Source organism: Pseudomonas sp. Colony2, from assembly GCF_019382755.1.
Classification (GTDB): domain Bacteria; phylum Pseudomonadota; class Gammaproteobacteria; order Pseudomonadales; family Pseudomonadaceae; genus Aquipseudomonas.
The window spans coordinates 3,081,255-3,101,990 of sequence record NZ_CP080030.1 but is presented as its reverse complement, the minus strand read 5'-3'; the positions used below and the strand labels follow the sequence as shown (position 1 = coordinate 3,101,990).

Genomic DNA, 20,736 nt, shown 5'->3' with positions numbered 1-20,736 from the left:
GGCGTTTTTTTTATGCCTGAGGTATCGTGTCGCGGCGGCTGTGCGCGGGATACCTTCGGGTATGCCGGTTTTGTTCGTTGGGCCGGTCGGTCAACCCGCGTACAGCTGCCACCCTCCTCGTTTGACCGCGAACGGTGGTGGCTCCATTCACAAAGGAGCTTCACCATGATTAAAGACAGCCCCAATCCCCCACCGCACACCGACCGGCTTCAAGAAGCCGCTTACCGCGCCATTCACCACTATCTGAAACCTGACGCCCAACCCCAACCGCCTGAACCCACCGAGCTACCGTTCGATGGATTGTTTACCGTGCGTAAGGACCTGGACACAGAAACCTTGCTGGCCAATGCATCGCAAGACCTGGCGTCGATCAATGTCATCGCCGCTCACCTGGCCTTCGAAGTCGATGGTACCCAGCGCAACGTGGCGCTGGGCATTTGCAGGATGCTGGAAGGTGTGCAGATGCTGGTCGACAAAGCGCTGGATCGATGCGCGCAAACCAGCCCGCGCTGAGCTCGTTCCCACGCTCCGCGTGGGAATGCCTACGGTGACGCTCCGCGTCACAAAGGCAGACGCGGAGCGTCCAGGGCTGCGCTCCCACGCAGAGCGTGGGAGCGATCAAGTCTCTTCAAAAAACCGACCATCCGATCCGCTCGCTCAACAACTCCAACGCCTTCATCCCCGCCAGCGAATTGCCTGCCGCATTCAACTCCGGCGACCACACGCACACCGTAAACTGCCCCGGCACCACCGCGAGAATCCCGCCGCCTACCCCGCTCTTTCCCGGCAACCCGACGCGATACGCAAAATTCCCCGCCTCGTCATACAGCCCGCTGGTGGCCATGATCGAGTTCACTTGCTTGGTCTGGCGCGCCGTCAGAATCTGCTCGCCGCTGTGGGTGCACACCCCCTCATTCGCCAGGAAGCAAAATGCCTTGGCCAGGTCCAGGCAGCTCATCTGCAACGCGCAGTAGTTGAAGTAGCTGTGCAGCACTGCATCCACGTCATTGTGGAAGTTGCCGAAGGACTTCATCAGGTACGCCATGGCCGCATTGCGCGCACCGTGCTGGGCTTCGGACTCAGCCACCACACTGTTGACCAGGATCTGCGGGTTGCCCGACAGCCGCCGCACGAAATCGCGCATGGACAGGATCGGCACGGCAAAGCGCGACTGGTTGATGTCGCAGATCACCAGTGCACCGGCGTTGATAAACGGGTTACGTGGCCGCCCACGCTCAAACTCCAACTGCACCATGGAGTTGAACGGCTGCCCCGACGGTTCGTGGCCCAGGCGTTCCCAGATGCTTTCGCCGCCATGGTCGATGGCCTGCACCAGGCTGAATACCTTGGAGATGCTCTGTACGGAGAACAACGTGTGGGCATCGCCCGCGCAGTAGGACGAGCCGTCATTGCCGTACACGGCAATGCCCAGTTGCTGCGCTGGCACATCGGCGAGCGCGGGGATGTAGTCGGCGACCTTGCCGAGGCCGATCAGTGGGCGGACTTCGTCGAGGATCGACTCCAACAGGGCCTGCATGTTTTGTTCGGGCATGGTTTGGAAATAGTGATTGAGCGGGGCGCGGAGGATACCTGAAACGCCGGAGCCAGGCAGGCTGCCGGTGCAAAGATGGACGCTGTGCAGGCCGTGCTATATCTTCGGGCCGCCGCCGGCTCAGGCGAAAAACATGAAGGAGTGAAACGTTGAAGATACAGGGCGCCTTGAGAGGACGAAGCTTTGCGGTGCTGATGGGCATTGCGTTTATCGCCGTGGACCAGTTGATCAAACTGCTGGCGCTGTTTTCGCTTCAAGCCACAACGTTCCGGTTCGGTTCAAGCCCGGTCAACATGGCCTTGGATCTGAGCTTGAACCCGGGTGCGTTCCTCAGCTTGGGCGCTAGCCTGCCAACCCAGGTCAAGCAACTGATCTTTATCGTCGGCGTGGCCGCGGTGGTGTGCTGGGCGGGTTATTGGGCCTGGACGAACTGGAACCACTCCCTGCGCAAGGCCGCACCACTTTTCCTGATTGCCCTGGGCGGCGCCGGGAACCTGATTGACCGGGTCTTTCGCGACGGCCATGTCGTCGATTATCTGGTGGTGAATGTCGGCCCGCTGCATACGGGGGTGTTCAATCTCGCCGATATCGCGATCACTCTGGGTGCGTTGTTGCTGATTCTTGATCTGTTCAAGAGCCCCGGTAAAGCCTGAGTTCCACACCAGCCAACAACACGCTCAAACAGGCAAAGAGAATCAGTGTGGGAGCTGGCTTGCCTGCGATGCAGACACCTCGATGTATCAGTTGCACCGAGGCGATGCTATCGCAGGCAAGCCAGCTCCCACCTTTGATTTTGGCTGGCCTGACATCGTACTCAGTCAGCCAGCCACCCGCTCCCGCCCCTTAAACGCCAGCGAAAAACAAAAAAAGATCACCAGCGCAAAACCCGCCGGAAACAGCCAGATGCTGCGCCAGTCATGGCTGCTACCCGCCGCCACATAGTGGTCGGTCACCTGCCCTGCCACCCAGAACCCAATCAACATGCCCACACCGTACGTAGCCAGGGTAATCAGCCCCTGCGCCGAACTCCTGAAGCGCTCCGGCGCTTTCGCGTCGGTGTAGATCTGCCCCGAGACAAAGAAGAAGTCATAGCAGATGCCATGCAGCGCAATCCCGGTAAACAGCATGAAGGCCAGCTCGCCATTATTGCCGTAGGCGAACAGTGCATAGCGCAGCGCCCACGCCAGCATGCCCACCAACAGCGCGACCTTGATGCCAAAACGCTGGATGAACAGCGGCAACAGCAGCATGAACAGCACCTCGGACACTTGCCCAATGGCCATTTTTGCCGTGGGGTTGGTCACGCCGATTTCCGCGAGAAACGGGTTGGCGTTCTGGTAGTAGAACGCCAGGGGAATGCAGATCAGGATCGAGGCGATGAAGAACACCAGGTAGCTGCGATCCTTGAGCAACCCCAGCGCATCCAGCCCGAGCAGTTGCTTGATATCACCCTTGCCCGCCTCGGCTTTCAAGGGCGCGGTACGCGGCAAGGTGAAGCTGTAGAAACCCAGCATCACTGACGCGATGGCAGACATCAGGAAGGTGTTGCGCAACGCGCCCGTGGTGATCGACTGCTGCGAATCCCAGGCGAACACAAAGCTGATCACCAGCCCCGCAACAATCCAGCCCAGGGTGCCCCACACACGGATGCGCGAAAACTCCTGGGCCGGGTCGCTCATTTGCCGGAAGGCCACCGAGTTCACCAGTGCCAGGGTCGGCATGTAGATGACCATGTATGCCAGCACGTAGGGATAAAAGCCGACGAAGTCCGGCGCGCGGTACAGCTGGTACAGCAGCACCGCGCCGATCAGGTGCAGCACCGCCAGGATGCGCTCGGCGTTGAAGTAGCGGTCGGCGATCAGGCCGATGATAAACGGGGCGATGATCGCCCCCCACGACTGGGTGGAAAACGCCATGCCGATCTGCCCGCCGCTGGCCCCCAGGTTGCTGGCGAGGAAGGTGCCGAGGGTGACGAACCAGCCGCCCCAGATGAAGAATTGCAGGAACATCATGACGCTCAGTCGCGCTTTCATTGTGGTCACCGTTTTATTGTTATTTTGGGGCAGAAGCGCTGTTCAGGCGTCGGGCAGGCCCAGCAGCCGTCGGTTGGATTGCTCGTCGGATGTCACGCCGGCGAAGTCATCGAATGCCTTGCTGGTCTTGCGGATCATGTGCTGGCGAATGAACTCCGCCCCTTCTGCCGCGCCTTGTTGCGCGTCCTTCAGGCAGCACTCCCACTCCAGCACGGCCCAACCGTTGAAGTCGTATTGGGTGAGCTTGCTGAAGATCGATTTGAAGTCGATCTGGCCATCGCCCAATGAGCGAAAACGGCCAGGGCGGTCGACCCATCCTTGGTAGCCGCCATACACGCCGGAGCGCGCGTCGGGGCGAAACTCGGCGTCCTTGACGTGGAACATGCGGATGCGCGCGTGGTAGCGGTCGATGAAGCCCAGGTAATCCATTTGCTGCAGCAGGAGGTGGCTGGGGTCGTAGAGAATGTTGGCCCGGGGATGGTGGTCGACGGCTTCGAGGAAGCGCTCGAAAGAGGCGCCGTCGTGAAGGTCTTCGCCGGGGTGGATTTCGTAGCACAGGTCGACGCCGGCCGCCTCGAAGCAATCGAGAATCGGCAGCCAGCGCTTGGCCAACTCGGCAAAGCCTTGCTCCACCAGGCCGCTGGGGCGTTGTGGCCAGGGGTAGATGTACGGCCAGAGCAGCGCGCCGGAGAAGGTCGCGTGGGCCGTCAAGCCAAGGCGCTGGCTGGCGCGGGCGGCGAGTTTCAATTGGTCGATGGCCCACTCGGTCCGTGCCTGGGGCTGGCCGCGCAGATGGGCCGGGGCGAAGTCGTCGAACAGCGTGTCGAATGCCGGGTGCACGGCCACAAGTTGGCCCTGCAGGTGGGTCGATAGCTCGCTGATTTCGACGCCGGCATGGGCGCAGGTCGCCTTGAGTTCATCGCAGTAGGCCTGGCTTTCTGCAGCGCGGGCCAGGTCAATGTAGCGGGTGCCGAGTGCGGGCAACTGGATCGCCTTGTAGCCCTGGGACGCCGCCCATTGGGCGATGTTGGCCAGGGTGTCGAAAGGCGCTTCGTCCGAGATGAACTGGGCGAGAAAAATGCCTGGGCCGCGCATGTCTGTAGTCTCCTTCATGGGTGGTTCGCCAAGGTGGTCCACTTCGCCTCGCCGTGATGGTTGGCGATCACGGCTTCGATAAAGGCCATGCCGCGCACGCCGACTTCGATGCCGGGTACGCCAACGGCCTCGGTGCCTTGGCGAATGGCCTTGGCGAAGTCGCGGTAGAGGTTGGCCATGGCTTCCAGGTAACCCTCGGGATGCCCGGCGGGCAGGCGCATGCGCTGCAATGCCGCGTCGCACAGCCAGGGCTGGCCGACGCCGGAACGCAGGATGTGCAGCGGTTGGTCGAGGGAACGATGGATCAGACTGGCGGGTTCTTCCTGGCGCCATTCCAGGCCGCCCTTGTCGCCATAGAGGCGGATCTTCAGCGGGTTCTCTTCACCGGCACACACTTGGCTGGCGATCAGCACGCCGCTGGCGCCGGAGGCCATCTTGAACAGCATGGCGGCATCGTCATCCAGTTGCCGACCGGGTACATGGATGCCCAGGTTCGCGCAAAGCTGTTCGATCGGTTGGTCGGCGATGAACTCGGCCAGGGAAAAGGCGTGGGTGCCGATGTCGCCGATGCAGCCGCCCAGTCCCGAGAGTTCGGGCCGGCTGCGCCAGTCCGCCTGTTTGTTGCCCTGCCCGGCCACGTCCTGGCTGAGCCAGCCTTGTGGGTACTCGACGATCACTTTGCGCAACGCGCCGATCACGCCATTGCGCACCATGTCGCGGGCCTGCCACACCATCGGGTAACCCAGGTAGGTGTGTGCCAGCCCATAAAGCCCGGAACTGTTTTTGACAACGTCTGCCAGCGCCTGCACTTCAGCAAGATTGAGCGCGGCCGGCTTCTCGCTGAACACGTGGAAGCCCGCCTGCAGCGCCTGGGTCGCAATCGGTGCATGCAGATGATTGGGGGTGACGATCACCAGCAGCTGCATGCGCTGCTCGGCCGGGAGTGCCTGTTCGGCGGCGAGCATCTGCTGCCATTCGCTGTAACAGCGGGACGCGGGCAGGCCCAGCGCATTGCCGGTGCTCCGGTTGTTCTCGGGCTCACGGCTGAAGGCACCGCACACCAGTTCATAACACCCATCCAGCCCCGCCGCCTGGCGGTGAGCCTGGCCGATGAAGGCGCCTTCGCCGCCGCCAACAAAGCCCATTCTTATTTTTTGCACAGCAACCGTCATCGCAAGTCTTCTCTTTATGGGCAATTACCGATCATGATGTAACCGGTTACATCGTGCCGGAAATTTAGGCCTGGTTGCTCGCGGTGTCAAACCCCGACTGCGGTAAACTTGCAGGCTGCTGTTCTGATAACGAGGTGGTCTTGTCCAATATTCGTGAAGTCGCCCGCCTGGCCGGGGTCTCGGTGGCCACCGTGTCCAGGACCCTGGCCAGCCCTGAACGCGTGTTGCCCGAGACCCGCGACAAGGTCAACGCCGCCGTGGAACAGACCGGCTACCGGCCGAACCGCATGGCGGTGCAATTCCGTTCGCGGCGCACCGGCAACCTGGTGATCCTGGTGCCGGCGATTGCCAACACGTTTTTCGCCCGGGTCATCAGCGGTGCACAGCAAGCGGCGCAGGCATCGGGTTATCGGTTGCTGTTGTGCGACACCCGGGGCCAGGCAGAAATCGAAAAACAGTTCGCCGAACTGGTCCACGCCCATCAGGCCGACGGTGTGATTCAGTTGCGGGCCTCGGACCCATTCAGCGACTGCAGCGACTCACCGCCACTGGTGAACGCCTGCGAGGTGATCCAGGACGGTCGCCACCCCACCATCAGCCTCGACAACCGTGGCGCCGCCCGGGCCATGACCCAGCACTTGATCGACCTCGGCCACCGCCGCATCGGCTTGATCAAAGGCCCGAAAAGCAGCCCACTGACCCGTGACCGCGTGGCTGGTTATGAAGATGCCTTGCTCGCGGCGGGCATCCCCCGCGACCCGGCGCTTATCTGCCACGGCGACTTCACCCTGCACGCCGGTTTCGAGGGCGCAGGCAACATGCTCGCCCTGCCCGAGCGGCCCACTGCGCTGTTCTGCGAGAACGACGAAATGGCCATCGGCGCCTTGAAGCGCATCAAGCAACAGGGCCTGCGCGTGCCCCAGGATATTTCCCTGGTGGGCTTTGATGACATCCCCTTCGCGGCCTACTGCGACCCGCCCCTGACCACCATTGCACAGCCTGCCGAAATCTTCGGCCGCAAGGCGGTCGAGATGCTCATCGCACTGATCGAGAAAACGCCGCTGTCGGAGCGTCAGGTTGTAGTGCCGTTCGAACTCACAGTACGCGGCAGCACGGCAGCGCCCCACACTCAATAGTGCGCCACATCCGACACCTGGGTATCCAGCACGTCCCGCGCCAATGCCCAGGCCTGATCCGTGGATTCCACCACCAGCAACGGGTAGCCCCACGCCTTGCCGAACATCACGGCAAACGGCTTGAGCGCCAGGCGCTTGGCTGCGCTGGGCTCCACCTGGATCATGCCTTTGACGAAAGTACGCAGGGCCACCTTGTGCTTCTTCATCCAGATCGAGGCCTGTTTGCGTTCTTCGTGTGAATGCTCGTGAGTGCTTTCATCCACGGCTTTCTCGTGCAGCAGGACGAAGGGTTCCTCGCGCTGCAACAAGGCCTCGAATGCGCCAAAGGTATCTTGCGGGGGAGTGTCGCTGGGGGCGTCAAACACGATTTTCACCACGGGGAATGTTGAACTGTCGAGTTGCATGGGAAGCTCCTTTAACGAGAATGTTTCTCATGATAGCCATGCCATCACTGGACGCCATTGCACAGAATGGCCAGAATGTTTCGCATTCCAGCCAAGACGCCGCGCCGCCATGTACAACCACCGCCTCGAAACCCGTGACCCCTTGCGCCCGGCCCTCGCCGATGCAATTCCCCGTGCGGTGGTTGCAGTGAGCGCTTCAAGCACCTCTGCGAGTTGGGAGCACGCACCGCACCAGCACCGCAAGGGCCAGTTGATGTACACGTTGCGCGGGGTGATTCATTGCGTCATCGAAGAAGGTATCTGGATCGTGCCCCCCCAGTGCGCGTTGTGGATTCCGGGCGGCCTTTCCCATGCCGCGCGCGGGTCGGGGGCAGCGGATGTCTACTGTCTGTTGGTCGACCCCGACGCCGCCGGCGCCCTGCCCCGGCAATGCTGCACCCTGGCGGTATCGCCGTTGTTACACGAATTGATCAGCAAGGCCGTCAGCTTCCCACCGCTGTACGACACCGAGGGCGCCCAGGGCCGGTTGGTGGCCACGCTGCTGGACGAACTGGCACTGGCACCGGTGGAGGCCCTGCACCTGCCCATGCCCCGGGACACTCGGCTGCGGCGCCTGGCCGACAGTTTGCTGGCCAACCCCAGCGACAAGGCCACCCTGGGCGAATGGGCCGTACGCATCGGCATGAGCGAACGCAGCATGACGCGCTTGTTGCTGGAGGAGATCGGCCTGAGTTTCGGCCGCTGGCGCAGGCAACTGCATGTGATCCTGTCACTGCAGCGCCTGGCGAAAGGCGAAAGTGTGCAGACGGTGGCACTGGACCTCGGCTATGAAAACGCCAGCGGCTTTATCACCATGTTCCGCAAGGCCATCGGCCAACCGCCGGCGCGCTACCTGGCCGACCGCGCGAGCATCCCCCAGCACACGACGCCCGCTATCGCCTTGCTGGATTATTATAAATAGTCACGTATAAGCATTTTTAGAGCTAAGGGACTAGAAGGCTTAAATCATTCCAGCCAAAAAAAATCAACCCGCCTAAAATACTTATCGCACACTAAAAAATTTGCACTAGCATATGAGTACTCCGGTCCACAAACCCGCTCTCAACACCCGCCTGAAATCCGCCTTACCCCCCGCAAATAAAGTGCCGAATGTTAAAATTTGTCACGTTTTGGCGTATTCAATTCGATTAACATCTAAACGCCTGCAGCGATTGAATTGACGGCCTCGCATGCCGGAAAAGGGAGCAACGTGATGCATTTTTCCAACGTCCTCGCTATTGCACGGACCCCATCGAAATCCGAGGACTTCAGCGAGCTTATAGTTCGTACTGTACCGAAAAATCTAAAAGTCGATACACGCTCCTACGGCCAACTAATCGGTCCCTATGCAAGCCATGGACATTACCGTGCCATCATCATAGAGATCGACACCCCCTCTGCCAGCACCCAAACGCTGGACATCATTAAAAAAACCAGATCGGAAAATCCTGGCAGCACCATTTTCCTGGTTGTCACCTTCGCCACTACACTAAGCAAAACCAAATATTATCTCGCAGGCGCCGATTACTGCATAAAGGTCGTCGAGAGCTCGCCCGAGAAAAAACTTGCCCTGTTTGCCGCGTTCCTCAGCGAGACATACTGGCTAAGTAATACTGATTTGCTACTCGATCAGGACCGCATGTGCATCTACGGGGGTGGCAAAAAGCTCGAAGTGTCCTTTGTCGAAATGAAAGTACTGGAAGCGCTCATTCATAATCGATTGCTCAGCCATGATGAAATCGCCGTGGTAATGGGGCTGAATCCCCGATTTTATGATTCAAGGGCCCTCGAAAAATCGATTAGCCGGTTACGTGGCAAAATAAAATCACATTACGGAAGCAATATAATTCAGAGCATTCGCGGTTACGGCTACAAACTAAGCAGAGGGCTGGCTTCGGTTAATCATATCCACCCCGTCAGGGAGCGGTCGAACCGTGAATAGCGGAACCTTATTACGTGAGGCGTCAGCCTGCTTCACCTTTTCGCGGCAAGCGATACTTGAACGAAGTTGCACGCTGTGGGGCAGTGAGATCCGCGTCCACGCCGAGCCTGAGCTCGACAGCCCGCGTGATGACGCCTGCCCGTTTTATTCCGAACAACTTAAAGACGCCTACAGCGAAGCCCTGCAACATGCCAGGCCGAGTTCATTTGCCCGCACAAGTAAACGTTTGCGCGCGGATAAAAGCCCGGGCCTCCACAAGTTTTTCCGAATTGAGCAATCGCTGTTGATGAATGAGGACCTGCTCAAGGAAATTATCGATACTTCACACACGCTGGAAAAAAACAGACAACAACTCATTGTCAGCGTTGAAAACACACTGGACACCCTTCCGGGCCCGCTGGAACGCCGGAGCATGATCCGTCAACTGTATAGCCTGAAAGACCAGAGCAACCTGAAGCTTGCCTATAACAATTACACATTAAATACAAAAAACACCGACCTGCTGATCGACTTGAGTCTTTATGACTATATAAAAATGCCTTTTCCAGACTCGGCCCTCAGGCTCAGTCTGAACACCCGCTCGGGCCTGTTCGACCGGCTTTACGACCAGATGCTGGGGCTGATGAGCACCACCCGGGTCTCCTTCATCGCCGACAACGTCGAGCACGCCGACAGCGCACTTCTCGCCAGACGCTTGCCTTTTGACTATTTTCAGGGCCCCTACTTCTCCCCTGCTGATAGTTTATGAACCCCCGTACTTTCCTGGAATCGGTGAATGCCATGAGTTCTCTCAAGAAACACACATTTACATCGACGTACCCGTCAATCGCACTGCACGATTTCACGCCAAATGTGGCATTTTTACATTACGACGTCGACAGCGGGCCGCTGATCGAAACCGTGGAAAAAACATCGGACGCTTCGACCAGTTCCTACGCCGTTACCAAAGAGCAGAATTTCAATCTGTGGCTCAGTAACTATGTCGCCGCCAAAAGACTTTACGAAGCCAGTAATCGGCTGACCCGACAACTTTACGACGCGTCAAAAAAACCTAACATCACGGCTCTAAAATCAGACGTCACACACCCGGACCTGAATAACACCACCGCGGAAACAGTTAACTCATCCTCTGCATTACGCGGCCCCGATGTCTGGCTACTTACCCAGCAAGATCGTGCGCTGGTGAAAGGTGGGCTACGCATTTCCTTGACCACTATTGAGTCGGCATTGATCAAGAAAATGTTGAACCATGAAGAACGTGTGGTCAGCAAGGAAGAACTTATCCGCAACATCGGACGTGAGCCCGACCTCTATCGCGGGCTTGAAATGTGCCTTAGCCGATTGCAGGACAAGTTCAAGCGCGTGAATGATGGCGAACGCCTGTTCCGCGCGGTGCGTAACCGTGGCTACTGCCTGACACAAAAAATAAAAAGCCCGCTGAGCAGTCGCGCAAACGTCACAGAAAAATAATTATTTCATAAAAATTACAATTCACCCTGCCTATTAGAACGCCTTTCTATCTGCCATTTTATAACAACATGACCGCGTTATAAGTCGTCAGCCATTGCTCCCTGCCATTTATTACTATCAATACGCACGCCTACGCGTGCGCCTGCCATTTGATAGTCATTAAAACCACGCCTCGCTTTAACCTGCCAGCACGTGAGTGGATACCACAGGGAGCAGAAGTATGCTTAACAACAGAAGAATGCATCGTAACCTTACACCCAAAGGCCTGACCTTTTGGGGGCAGTGGGCAATTGCCCTGAGTGTGGTCGTTGTACTTTTGTTTTCACTGGTACTTTTCAAGACCGGGCAATTGGAATCCCACTACCGGATATTGGCAGCCATTACAATACTGGCCTCTATACCGGCCTACATGTTATGTGACGTCTATAGCAAAAAAGATGACTTTTTTGTTGGGCTGGGACGATTATTCACCGGCTGGTTATTGACCCTGGGCATATTGTTCGCGGTCGGCATAGCCTGTAATGCCAGTTCGCTGTTTCCCATCGAGATCCTGCTACTCTGGGCTGCTGTCAGCTATCCAATACTAGCCCTTTGCTACATTCCCATTCACAGTCTATCCAGGTACTACCACCGGCAACTACATGAGCGCCAGAAATCGCTGATTATTGGTACGGGAAAACTTGCAACCGACTTGGCCAATACTCTCGCCAGGCAAAAACGCTCCCCTCTGGTGGGTCTCGTAGGTCCCCGCACCACCTCCCCCCAGGCCGGCACCCAGCCTCAGATCCTCGGTGACTTGCCCGATCTTCCCGCGCTGATCCGCCAGCACGGTATCCGCCGCCTGTACATCACTCACTCTCTCCAGGAAGCGACCCACATCGAGGCGCTGTACCTCAACCTGCTGGAGATCAGCGTGGACGTGATCTGGGTGCCCGACCTCAACAACATGCTGCTGCTCAACCACAGCGTGGCCGAGGTGGATGGATTGCCCGCGATCTTCCTCAATGAAAGCCCGCTGACCAGCCGGCCGACCGCCGCACTGAGCAAGTCGCTGCTGGACAAGAGCCTGGCCCTGTTGGCGATCATCCTGCTCAGCCCGTTGCTGCTGCTGTTCGCCCTGCTGATCAAACTTACCTCTCCCGGCCCGGTAATTTTCAAGCAGGATCGTCACGGCTGGAACGGCGAGGTGATCAAGGTCTGGAAGTTCCGCTCGATGCGCGTGCATGACGACCACGAAGTGCGCCAGGCGAGCCGCAACGACTCACGCATTACCCCCGTAGGGCGCTTTATCCGCCGCACCTCCATCGACGAGCTGCCCCAGCTGTTCAACGTGCTGCAAGGGCATATGGCACTGGTCGGCCCACGCCCGCATGCCGTCGCCCACAATGACTACTACTCGGGCAAGATTCGCGCGTACATGGCGCGGCATCGCATCAAGCCCGGCATCACCGGCCTGGCGCAGGTCAATGGCTGCCGGGGTGAAACCGAGACCCTGGAGAAGATGCAGCAACGCGTCGATATCGACCTGCGCTATATCAACAACTGGTCGCTGTGGCTGGACATCAAGATCCTGTTCAAGACGCCGTTTACCCTGCTGTCCAAAGACATCTACTGACCCCGCCCTTCCCCGTGCCGCTGCATCGGCGGCGCGGGGCACCAGGCGCGCTTTGCGCCCTCCCCGCCACCACTCCCCGCAAGGCGCAACGATAGCGCCCACAGCAACGCCCGGGCCCGGGCCATTCGCATAGTCATCAAAGAGGAAAGTCAGGCAAGTGTTGCGCGCCGGCATTGCACCTGGCGCTGTAGCGTTCGGCGTGGCGACTGCCCGGCGCATTCAACGCCGGGCAGTCGACAACCTGGTCGGCAGATGCCGCACCGTCACTCAGTGATCTTCTCGAAGTTGTTGTAGAACAACTCGCTGTCACGCCCGTCGGTCATGGTCTGCAGCGAATAGCCGCGGTTCAGGCGTGCGCCGCCGTCACGGGTCAGTGGCGCCCATACGACGTTGGCCCGACGCATCGTCGAGGTGCTCATCAATTCGTCGAAGGGGACGGAAATATAGATACCCTTGTCGAAGCTGCCTTCGCCATATTCTTCCTTCGAGGCGGTGGTCAGCGTCACCCAGCCACCAAACTTCACGCCGTTCTTGAACTGGCGCGAGATGTCGACGGTGGTGCCCCAGTCCCGCGCCAGGTAACGCCCCACACTGACGGCGGCCAGGGTGTCATAGGGCAGCTCGGTATAGCTGGTGACATGGCCGGTGATGGTCTGGTAATCCCGCAGGCCGAAGCCCTGGTTGAAATCACGCTGGCGCACGAAGTTCAGGTCTGCGCCCACTGACCAGTGCTTGCCCGCCGGCCGGAACAACACCTCGCCGCCCACCCCGGCGTACATGGACTCCAGGTAGCCGCCGTAGACCATGCCATACAGGTCGCGGTCCAGGCGCTGCGCATGGTTGACCTGGAAGTTCGGCATCGTCACATCGGACGTGGTCATGTATTGGCGCAGGTCGGTGCGTACTCGCGGCAAGCCGCTGGGTGCGTCGTAGGTGAACTTGTCGTAGTTGTTCAGCAGGTTGGCGCTGAGCAAGCCGCTCCACCAGGTATTGCGGGTAAAACGGTACTCCGCGTCGGCGTCGGCAGTGAACTGATAAAGCAGGCCGTCGGGGCCACCGATGTTCTGTTTGTAACCCAGGCCAAGGCCATAGTTGAACGGCTCGGATTTTCCGCTGTAGAGCGTGGTTTCCCGATGGGCAACCGCCGGGTTGACCTCGGTATTACGGTGCAGGTCCGTCAACGGCTGCTGGTTGTTCACCACGGCGCGGAAGGTGTTACGGGGCACGCTGGTTTCTTCGATGGGCATGTCATAGCGCTTGTTCACCAGGGTGAACCAGTCGATATCCTGATTGGCGCTGTTGTCGAGAATCCGGCTGGCGCGTCCCACGGCCTTGGCTGAATAGAAGTAGCGTTGCTGCTCGCCATACACCATCAATTCCGAGCCGCGCCGGGCAATGCGCTCCACCTTGTAGCCGGCATTCTGCTGCAGCCTGTCGGCGACGTTGGCCCAGTTGACCTGGTCGGCCGGGGTGGTGGGCATGCGCGCCGGCAACGGTTCGGCGGGCGGGTCATAGGTCTTGACCGGTGCCTTGCGGCTGACAAAGTTGGTGTGCAGGGTGATGCCGAACATCGCGGTATTCCCGCGTTCCCAGGCCGCACTCAGGTCGACGCTGTCAGCCAGCTTATAGACCACGCCAATGTTTACCGGCGAGTCCTGCTTGATCGGGTTGTCCAACGGCTCGTGCTTGTAGTCATTGCCCTCGTATTCGAGCTTCAGGCTCAGGGGTTTCCAGGGCGTTTGATAGGCGATCCCGCCGAACAACGAAGGGCGGCCCCTGAAATAGGCGTTGGAGTTCACATCCCCTGCCCTGGCGACGACCGCAGTGCTCTTGGGCCGGTCGTTGAATTTGCTGCCGAACACCGACAGCGGGTTGCCGAAGTCGCCTCGGTTTCCCAGGTAGCCCCAGGCGATGCCTAGGCTGAAATCCAGGTTGCCGTGGCGCTTGTTGGCGACAAAGTATTCGCTGGAAAACAGCCCGGTACCGCCGATGTCCCGGGCACCGAAAGCCACCTGCGGTGCCCACCGGCTTTCCTCCCAGAGCCGCGCCTTGAAGTCGATGGCCTTGTCCTTGAAGCTCTGGCTTGCGCTCAACGCCTCGGCGCCGTACCTGCGGTTGCTGATGGCGGTATAACGAAACGAACCCTCCAGCCAATCGAACGGTTGCAGGGAAAAACTGTAGCGCGAGTAGGGATCGGTGCGGTTGGCGTTGGCGCTCAACTCTCCCGCCGGGGCCATGCGTGCGGTGGGGGTCTGTAGCAGGCCCACGCCGCCGAAATCATTTTGGGTGTAACGGGGGTCACCGTGAGCCAACCCGCAAGGCAACAGCAGTACAGCCGCAAAACGTAAATTCAAGGGTTCACCTCAGCCAACGGTTGAGTGGCGAAAAACTCGGCCAGTTGTTGGTTGAGATCAGGGGTCGGCGTCTCAAGGTCGTCGCTGCGGATCGGCACCAGGATCCTGCTGCCGGGGGCCGCCACCACGCCGTCCTCGCGATTCCACGCCGCCACGCCCACGCGCCGTACCTGGCCGTCGGGCTGGATCAGCCACAGGTCATCGCGCTCGGCGTCATCGAGGACCGTGCAGTCGCCAACATAATCCCGCACCTCGCGCATGGCCCGGTACGGCACATCACAGGACTGCGCGACCGCGCCGAGCACGTGCACGGTGGACGGCCTCACGGGGTAGACCAGCCGGTCCCCGTCATCCAGCAATGCGTTGCGCGCGAACCCCGCCTCGACGGCGATCGGGTCCAGCACTTGCACCTGGCGGCCAGTGACCGGCAACTGTTCGACCTGTCGATACAGACGCGCACTCAAGTCCGCCCGGGAGCCACGGTCATCCAGCAAGGCCCCTCGTTGCAGCAGTTTCAGATCGAACAAAACCCCTGCCTTCAAGCGTTCCTGCGTGCTCACCAACGACTGGTGCAGCCACGCGGCGCCCAACCAGTAGCTTTCTGCATTGGGTTGGGCCACACGAATAACGTCCAGCAAACGCGCCCCCGGCTTGACCTCGAAGGCGCCGGGGCTGCGCACATCGCCACTGACTGTAACGGCCGCCTGGCCAGTGCCGGGGCCGATCAGCAACAGGCCCAGCCATAAAAGCTTCGAACACTTCATCGGGCTGCCTCCCGGTCGGGACGCAACTGCACGATTTTCAGGGCCAACCGGGGCGTCAAATGCTGCTCGCTGCGCCAGATGAAACCATCCTGCGGGTCGACCCAATAATGGTTGGTGGCGCGGAAATTCAAGGTGGGAGCGTCCACCTGCTCGTCGATGCGCAGCAAGGCGTAATCCTTGTCCAGAATGCGGAGGGTCTCGATACCGTGGCTGCTGAAACGGCTGTTGACCGCGATACCGATTCGGTTGCCGTCGTAGAGGTCGATCCAGCGTGTGCCGGTGTAACCGTCGGGCAGATGCTGGAGCCCGCGCTTGAACGGCGATTCGCCACTGAAACGCGTGCCATCCAGGGAAACACCCAGCCCGACAGTGCGTACCACCAGGCCGTCACGCATCATCACCACTTGCTTGCCGGAAGCGACCCAGAACTGCAGGTCGCCCCGGCGCCGGGCCATGGCCATCACGCCCTCGCTGACGGCGGTGGTCACCAGAATCTGCGGGTATGGCACCGCGTCGACCTGGGCGCGGGTCACGTTGATCGGGGCCGGGCCCGTCACAGAGGTTTCGAGGGTGTACCACGACGCCCTCATCAACGGGTTACACCCGCACAACAAGAGCGCCATCGACAGGCAGGCGCTGGTAGGCAACATTTTCACCACGGGATAACGCCTTATCTGCTGTTGACTTCGCTGAGGTCATTGGCCGATCGGGCACCAATTCCAATGGCACTGGCGGTCGGCAGCAACTGGCTGATCAGGCGGTTCCAGCGCGTCACGCCGGCCGGCCCGACGTACACGATGTCCTGGGGTTGCAAGTCGAACCGGGTGGCCAGCACCAGCGCGGACGGTGACTGGGCATCGAGTTGGAACACCTTGGCCGGTTCGGCTTCCAGGTTGTCCACGCCGCGAATCACATAGACCGCATTGCCATTGGAAGTGGTCTGGTTCAAGCCGCCTACGGTACCCAGGGCATCGGTCAGGTTGATCGACTTGCCCTTGAAGGTCAGGGCCCGGGGCTGATTGACTTCGCCCATCAGGTAGACACGTTTCTGGTCGTTATAGGGCAGGTACAATCGGTCGCCGCCCTTGAGGTAGATGCCCTGCAGTTGCGAGCCCTGGCGATTGAGGCTGTCCAGGTCAAGCGTGTACTCACGGCCGTCGCGCGTCAGGGTCAGGCTCGAGAGGTCGGCATTCGTGGGGTCGACACCGGCGGCGCCAATGGCCTCGACGGCGCTCAATGGCGTGGTGGTGATCGGCTGTTGCCCGGCCTTGATCACCGCCCCGGTCACCACCACTGTCTGGCTGGCAAACCGCAGGACGCTGACGTCGACCTGTGGGCTTTCAATAAATTGCGACAAGCGCCCGGCGATAAAGGCCCGCAGCTCTTCGATGGTCTTGCCGGCCACCGGGACGTTGCCGATATACGGATAAAACAACGTGCCATCGGGGCGAACCAGGCGCCCGTTGGCGTCGATCTGCTGTTGCGACCCGGACGGTGCCGTCAACTCGGGATGGTCCCAAACCGTGATAAACAACAGGTCATTGGCACCGACGCGATAGCCACCGGGCACATAAGACAACAGTTCTGCCGGCACCGATTCACGAACATGCGTGGCGGCATCCATGGCAATCAATTTGGGGGTGATGGGAATCAACTCTACCCGAGTACTTTCGGAAGAACCCTCACTGGACATTTGACTGGTGTCCATATGTTGACCAGGCGAAAACATGCAGCCGTGCAAGCTGAAACTTGCCAGCAAAAGAACAGGTAACCTACGAATCATAATGGCACTACGCTAGTCGAGGGCGAGTCTAAAAAAGATCACCCAGAAGTTCCGGGTGATCTTGAACAACACACATTGCGGGTTATTAGTTGGTACCGGTGGTACCGCCTGTACCGGTGGTGCCGCCGGTGCCGGAAGTACCGCCATTGGAACTGCCGCCCGAGTTGGAAGCCGCCGCCGCAGCGCCGACTACCGCGGTACCGACCCCGACGGTTTCACCGAGCGTCACGCCGCCCACGAGCGGGGTGCTCAACGACAGGGGCTCGCTCGCGCCGGCCGCATCGCTCAAGGCCTCGCTCGCGACTTCACCTGCCGCCAATGCCGCAGTACTGCTAAAGGCCAGCACGCCGGCCAACAGTATTTTCCTCATATCAGACTCCTTCTCGATATTTACCCCTTATCAAATAATGCAATAAGGGCGTAGTGATGGAACGGAGATAAACAGGCTATGCAAACTGCGCAAAGATCCTGTTGGATCACGCACTTAACCTCCTCGAAATCATCTCACTTGTGGATAGCTCAAACCACCAATGTTAATAATCGTCAGGATTAAACAACGGGGCGTACCGATAACCCGCGACCAATACCGTAATACTCGAAACCATTGGCTTTCATACGCTGCGGATCAAATATATTGCGGCCGTCAAAGATCACCGGCGTGCTCAGTTTTTCTTTTATCAAGTCCAGGTCCGGGGCCTTGAACTCCCGCCATTCGGTCACGATCACCAGCGCATCGGCACCTTGCAACGCCGCTTCCTTGGTGCCCATCAGCAACAGGTCTTCGTTCATCCCGTAAATGCGCTGGGTCTCGGCCATCGCTTCGGGGTCGAATGCCTGGACCCTGGCACCCACGCTGCGCAGTTGTTCGATCAACACGCGGCTCGAGGCTTCGCGCATGTCATCCGTATTGGGCTTGAAGGCCAGGCCCCAGATGGCGAAGGTCTTGCCCTCCAGCTGGCCGCCGAAGTGGTGGTGAATATGCCCGAACAGGTGCTGCTTCTGGCGCTTGTTGACTTCCTCGACGGCAGACAACAGCGTTGCCTGATAGCCGATCGACGACGCGGTGCGCTCCAGCGCCTGCACATCTTTCGGGAAGCACGAGCCGCCATAACCGCAGCCTGGGTAGATAAAGTCGTAGCCGATCCGTGGATCGGAGCCAATGCCTTTACGAACCGCCTCAATGTCGGCGCCCAAGCGTTCGGCGAAATTGGCCATTTCATTCATGAAGGAAATCTTGGTGGCCAGCAGGCAGTTGGCCGCGTACTTGGTCAGCTCGGCACTCCTGATGTCCATCGTGATGATCTTTTCGTGGTTGCGGTTGAAGGGTTCATACAGCTCCCGCATGCGGTCCACGGCGTAACTGCTGTCGCTGCCGATGATGATCCGGTCGGGCCGGGTGCAGTCGGCGACCGCCGAACCTTCCTTGAGGAACTCGGGGTTCGAGATCACGTGGAACTCCACCTCGAGCCCCCGCGACGTCAACACCTCGGACACCTTCGCCCGGACCTTGTCCGCCGTCCCCACCGGCACCGTGGACTTGTTAACGATAATCTTCGGCTCGGTCATGTTGAGCGCAATGGTCGCGGCAACGGAGAGCACGTACTTGATGTCGGCGCTGCCATCGTCATCAGGCGGGGTGCCCACGGCGATGAACTGCACCTCTCCATGCCGCACGCCTTGCGCGGCGTCGGTGGTGAAGTGCAAGCGTCCGGCATCATGGTTCTTCTGGACGAGCGCACTCAGCCCGGGCTCAAAGATCGGAATAATGCCGGCCTTGAGGTTCTCGACTTTAGTCGCGTCCACGTCGACACAACACACCTCATGCCCCGCGTCGGCCAGCACCGCTGCCTGCACCAGACCCACATAGCCGATTCCAAATACAGTTACATTCATTTCAATCTTCCTTTAAACAAGCTCGAGGCGGCCATAGCGGTCTTCAAAGCGGATGATGTCGTCCTCGCCCAGGTACGAACCCGATTGGACTTCAATCAGCTCCAGCGGGATTCGCCCCGGGTTTTCGAGGGAGTGCACAACGCCAATGGGGATGTAGGTGGACTGGTTCTCGGTCAGCAGCACTTGCTTGTCGGCGATTTGCACATTCGCGGTGCCGGACACCACGATCCAGTGCTCGGCCCGGTGGTGGTGCAGTTGCACCGACAGCTTGTGCCCCGGCTTCACCGTGATCCGCTTCACCTGGTACCGATAGCCCTGGTCCACCGAGTCATATTTGCCCCACGGCCGATAGACTTCGCGGTGGCTGGTGCTCTCGATCCGGTGCTTTTCAGTCAGCTGCGCGACTATTTTCTTGACGTCTTGCGCGTGGTCCTTGGTGGTCACCAAAATCGCGTCGGCGGTCTCGACGACCACCACATCATTGATCCCTGCAACCGTGACCAGGCGGTGGCTGGCATGCACATAGCTGTTGGTGACGTCCTGCAGCAGCACGTCGCCCTGGGTGCAGTTCTGGTTCTGATCCTTGAGGCCCGCTTCCCACACTGAGTCCCAGGCACCCAGGTCGCTCCACGGCGAATCGAGGATGACCACCGACGCGATGTGGGTCTTTTCCATCACCGCGTAATCGATCGACACGTTGGGTGCGTTCACAAAATCCACCTGGCTGAGCCGGGTGAAATCCTGGTCATGGGCTGCGTTGGAGAGGGACAGTTCCGCGGCCACCATGATCTCCGGGCTCAGGCGCTCCAGCTCGGCCTTCATCACCGAGGCGCGGAACATGAACATGCCGCTGTTCCAGAAGTAGTTGCCTTGTTCCAGGTAGCCTTGCGCGGTCGCCAGGTCGGGCTTTTCCACGAAGGCATCGACATGCGCGGCGCCGTCCACCGCAGCCTCTTGAGTACGGATATAGCCGTAGCCGGTCTCCGGCTTGGTGGGCACAACCCCGAAGGTGACGATCTTGCCTTTGTTGACTTCCACCTTGGCCAGCGTCAAGGCCGCATTAAACGCTTGGGTATCGCCGATCACATGGTCCGCCGCCAGCACCAGCAGGATCGGATCGTCCCCATCCGCCAGCGCCGACAGGGTTGCCGCCGCAATCGCCGGGGCGGTGTTGCGGGCGGTCGGCTCAAGGAGGATTTTCTGCGGGATCACGTCCAGTGATCGACTTTGCTCGGCCACGATGAAACGGTGTTCTTCGTTGCACACAATGATCGGCGGGCTGACGGTCTCGCCCTCTATCGACAGGTTCTTGATGCGATCCAAGGTGGTTTGAAACAAACTCAAGTCACCGTGCAGCGCAATAAACTGCTTTGGTTTAAGCGCTCTTGAAAGCGGCCACAGGCGCGTGCCTGAACCGCCAGACAATATAACTGGGATCATAACGATTACTCGATGATTAAAGGCAATAAGAGCGGATTGACAAA

The 20,736-nt window shown here is 59.6% G+C and carries 20 protein-coding genes; 8 read left to right on the top strand and 12 right to left on the bottom strand.

Annotation, left to right across the window (positions count from 1 at the left end):
- Positions 1-165 precede the first annotated feature (165 nt).
- Entirely contained in the window at positions 166-513 is a 348-nt protein-coding gene (locus JV201_RS12415) for a DUF6124 family protein (protein WP_219407161.1), read from the top strand.
- A 115-nt stretch (positions 514-628) separates the two neighbouring features.
- Here JV201_RS12415 and glsB read toward each other — a convergent pair whose 3' ends face one another.
- The gene (gene glsB, locus JV201_RS12410) at positions 629-1,537 is read right to left on the bottom strand and encodes a glutaminase B (protein WP_003211397.1); all 909 of its coding nucleotides are present in this window, start codon (positions 1,535-1,537) and stop codon (positions 629-631) included.
- A gap of 209 nt (positions 1,538-1,746) precedes the next feature.
- On the opposite strand from glsB, the gene JV201_RS12405 reads away from it, so the two are divergent.
- Positions 1,747-2,205 (top strand): signal peptidase II, encoded by a 459-nt coding sequence (locus JV201_RS12405; RefSeq protein WP_219407160.1) that lies wholly within the window; start codon positions 1,747-1,749, stop codon positions 2,203-2,205.
- A gap of 165 nt (positions 2,206-2,370) precedes the next feature.
- Here the strand turns inward: JV201_RS12405 and JV201_RS12400 are convergent, their stop codons facing one another.
- From JV201_RS12400 to JV201_RS12390, 3 genes are read right to left on the bottom strand one after another with little or no spacing between them, the layout of a single operon-like run.
- Complete coding sequence (locus JV201_RS12400) at positions 2,371-3,585, bottom strand: nucleoside permease (RefSeq protein WP_219406989.1); 1,215 nt, start codon at positions 3,583-3,585, stop codon at positions 2,371-2,373.
- Positions 3,586-3,627: 42 nt separating this feature from the next.
- Positions 3,628-4,680 carry a sugar phosphate isomerase/epimerase gene (locus JV201_RS12395; protein WP_219407159.1) on the bottom strand — a complete coding sequence of 351 codons (1,053 nt, stop codon included), beginning with the start codon at positions 4,678-4,680 and terminating at the stop codon, positions 3,628-3,630.
- 14 nt (positions 4,681-4,694) lie between these two features.
- A complete protein-coding gene (locus tag JV201_RS12390; RefSeq protein ID WP_219407158.1) occupies positions 4,695-5,825 on the bottom strand; it encodes a Gfo/Idh/MocA family protein in 1,131 nt (376 codons plus the stop codon).
- 167 nt (positions 5,826-5,992) lie between these two features.
- On the opposite strand from JV201_RS12390, the gene JV201_RS12385 reads away from it, so the two are divergent.
- The gene (locus JV201_RS12385; RefSeq protein WP_087694229.1) at positions 5,993-6,988 is read left to right on the top strand and encodes a LacI family DNA-binding transcriptional regulator; all 996 of its coding nucleotides are present in this window, start codon (positions 5,993-5,995) and stop codon (positions 6,986-6,988) included.
- Here the strand turns inward: JV201_RS12385 and JV201_RS12380 are convergent.
- The gene (locus tag JV201_RS12380) at positions 6,982-7,392 is read right to left on the bottom strand and encodes a hypothetical protein (RefSeq protein WP_003211385.1); all 411 of its coding nucleotides are present in this window, start codon (positions 7,390-7,392) and stop codon (positions 6,982-6,984) included. The two genes, JV201_RS12385 and JV201_RS12380, sit on opposite strands and share 7 nt — an antisense overlap.
- Before the next feature lie 109 nt (positions 7,393-7,501).
- Between JV201_RS12380 and JV201_RS12375 the strand changes: the two genes are divergently transcribed.
- The 5 genes from JV201_RS12375 to JV201_RS12355 all read left to right on the top strand — a co-directional run bounded on the left by JV201_RS12375 (position 7,502) and on the right by JV201_RS12355 (position 12,458).
- The gene (locus tag JV201_RS12375; protein ID WP_008435424.1) at positions 7,502-8,353 is read left to right on the top strand and encodes a helix-turn-helix domain-containing protein; all 852 of its coding nucleotides are present in this window, start codon (positions 7,502-7,504) and stop codon (positions 8,351-8,353) included.
- Between the two features lie 291 nt (positions 8,354-8,644).
- A complete protein-coding gene (locus JV201_RS12370; protein ID WP_003211381.1) occupies positions 8,645-9,373 on the top strand; it encodes a winged helix-turn-helix domain-containing protein in 729 nt (242 codons plus the stop codon).
- The gene (locus JV201_RS12365) at positions 9,366-10,121 is read left to right on the top strand and encodes an EAL domain-containing protein (protein WP_219406988.1); all 756 of its coding nucleotides are present in this window, start codon (positions 9,366-9,368) and stop codon (positions 10,119-10,121) included. The genes JV201_RS12370 and JV201_RS12365 overlap by 8 nt, the downstream gene beginning before the upstream one ends.
- A 32-nt stretch (positions 10,122-10,153) precedes the next feature.
- On the top strand, positions 10,154-10,843 hold the full coding sequence (locus JV201_RS12360; protein ID WP_219406987.1) for a winged helix-turn-helix domain-containing protein: 690 nt from the start codon (positions 10,154-10,156) through the stop codon (positions 10,841-10,843).
- Between the two features lie 220 nt (positions 10,844-11,063).
- Positions 11,064-12,458, top strand: a complete 1,395-nt coding sequence (locus JV201_RS12355; RefSeq protein WP_023658758.1) for an undecaprenyl-phosphate glucose phosphotransferase — start codon at positions 11,064-11,066, stop codon at positions 12,456-12,458.
- A gap of 263 nt (positions 12,459-12,721) precedes the next feature.
- Here JV201_RS12355 and JV201_RS12350 read toward each other — a convergent pair whose 3' ends face one another.
- From JV201_RS12350 to JV201_RS12320, 7 genes are all read right to left on the bottom strand, one after another.
- A complete protein-coding gene (locus JV201_RS12350) occupies positions 12,722-14,812 on the bottom strand; it encodes a YjbH domain-containing protein (RefSeq protein ID WP_219406986.1) in 2,091 nt (696 codons plus the stop codon).
- Positions 14,809-15,576: a capsule biosynthesis GfcC family protein gene (locus tag JV201_RS12345; RefSeq protein ID WP_219406985.1), complete on the bottom strand. Its 768-nt coding sequence runs from the start codon at positions 15,574-15,576 to the stop codon at positions 14,809-14,811. The genes JV201_RS12350 and JV201_RS12345 overlap by 4 nt, the downstream gene beginning before the upstream one ends.
- The gene (locus tag JV201_RS12340; protein WP_032899416.1) at positions 15,573-16,232 is read right to left on the bottom strand and encodes a YjbF family lipoprotein; all 660 of its coding nucleotides are present in this window, start codon (positions 16,230-16,232) and stop codon (positions 15,573-15,575) included. The genes JV201_RS12345 and JV201_RS12340 overlap by 4 nt, the downstream gene beginning before the upstream one ends.
- A gap of 14 nt (positions 16,233-16,246) precedes the next feature.
- On the bottom strand, positions 16,247-17,359 hold the full coding sequence (locus JV201_RS12335) for a polysaccharide export protein (protein WP_219406984.1): 1,113 nt from the start codon (positions 17,357-17,359) through the stop codon (positions 16,247-16,249).
- An 85-nt stretch (positions 17,360-17,444) separates the two neighbouring features.
- Complete coding sequence (locus JV201_RS12330; protein ID WP_003211359.1) at positions 17,445-17,729, bottom strand: hypothetical protein; 285 nt, start codon at positions 17,727-17,729, stop codon at positions 17,445-17,447.
- A 179-nt stretch (positions 17,730-17,908) separates the two neighbouring features.
- Positions 17,909-19,252 carry a UDP-glucose/GDP-mannose dehydrogenase family protein gene (locus JV201_RS12325; RefSeq protein ID WP_003211357.1) on the bottom strand — a complete coding sequence of 448 codons (1,344 nt, stop codon included), beginning with the start codon at positions 19,250-19,252 and terminating at the stop codon, positions 17,909-17,911.
- Between the two features lie 12 nt (positions 19,253-19,264).
- Positions 19,265-20,692 (bottom strand): mannose-1-phosphate guanylyltransferase/mannose-6-phosphate isomerase, encoded by a 1,428-nt coding sequence (locus tag JV201_RS12320; RefSeq protein ID WP_219406983.1) that lies wholly within the window; start codon positions 20,690-20,692, stop codon positions 19,265-19,267.
- Between the last annotated feature and the right edge of the window lie 44 nt (positions 20,693-20,736).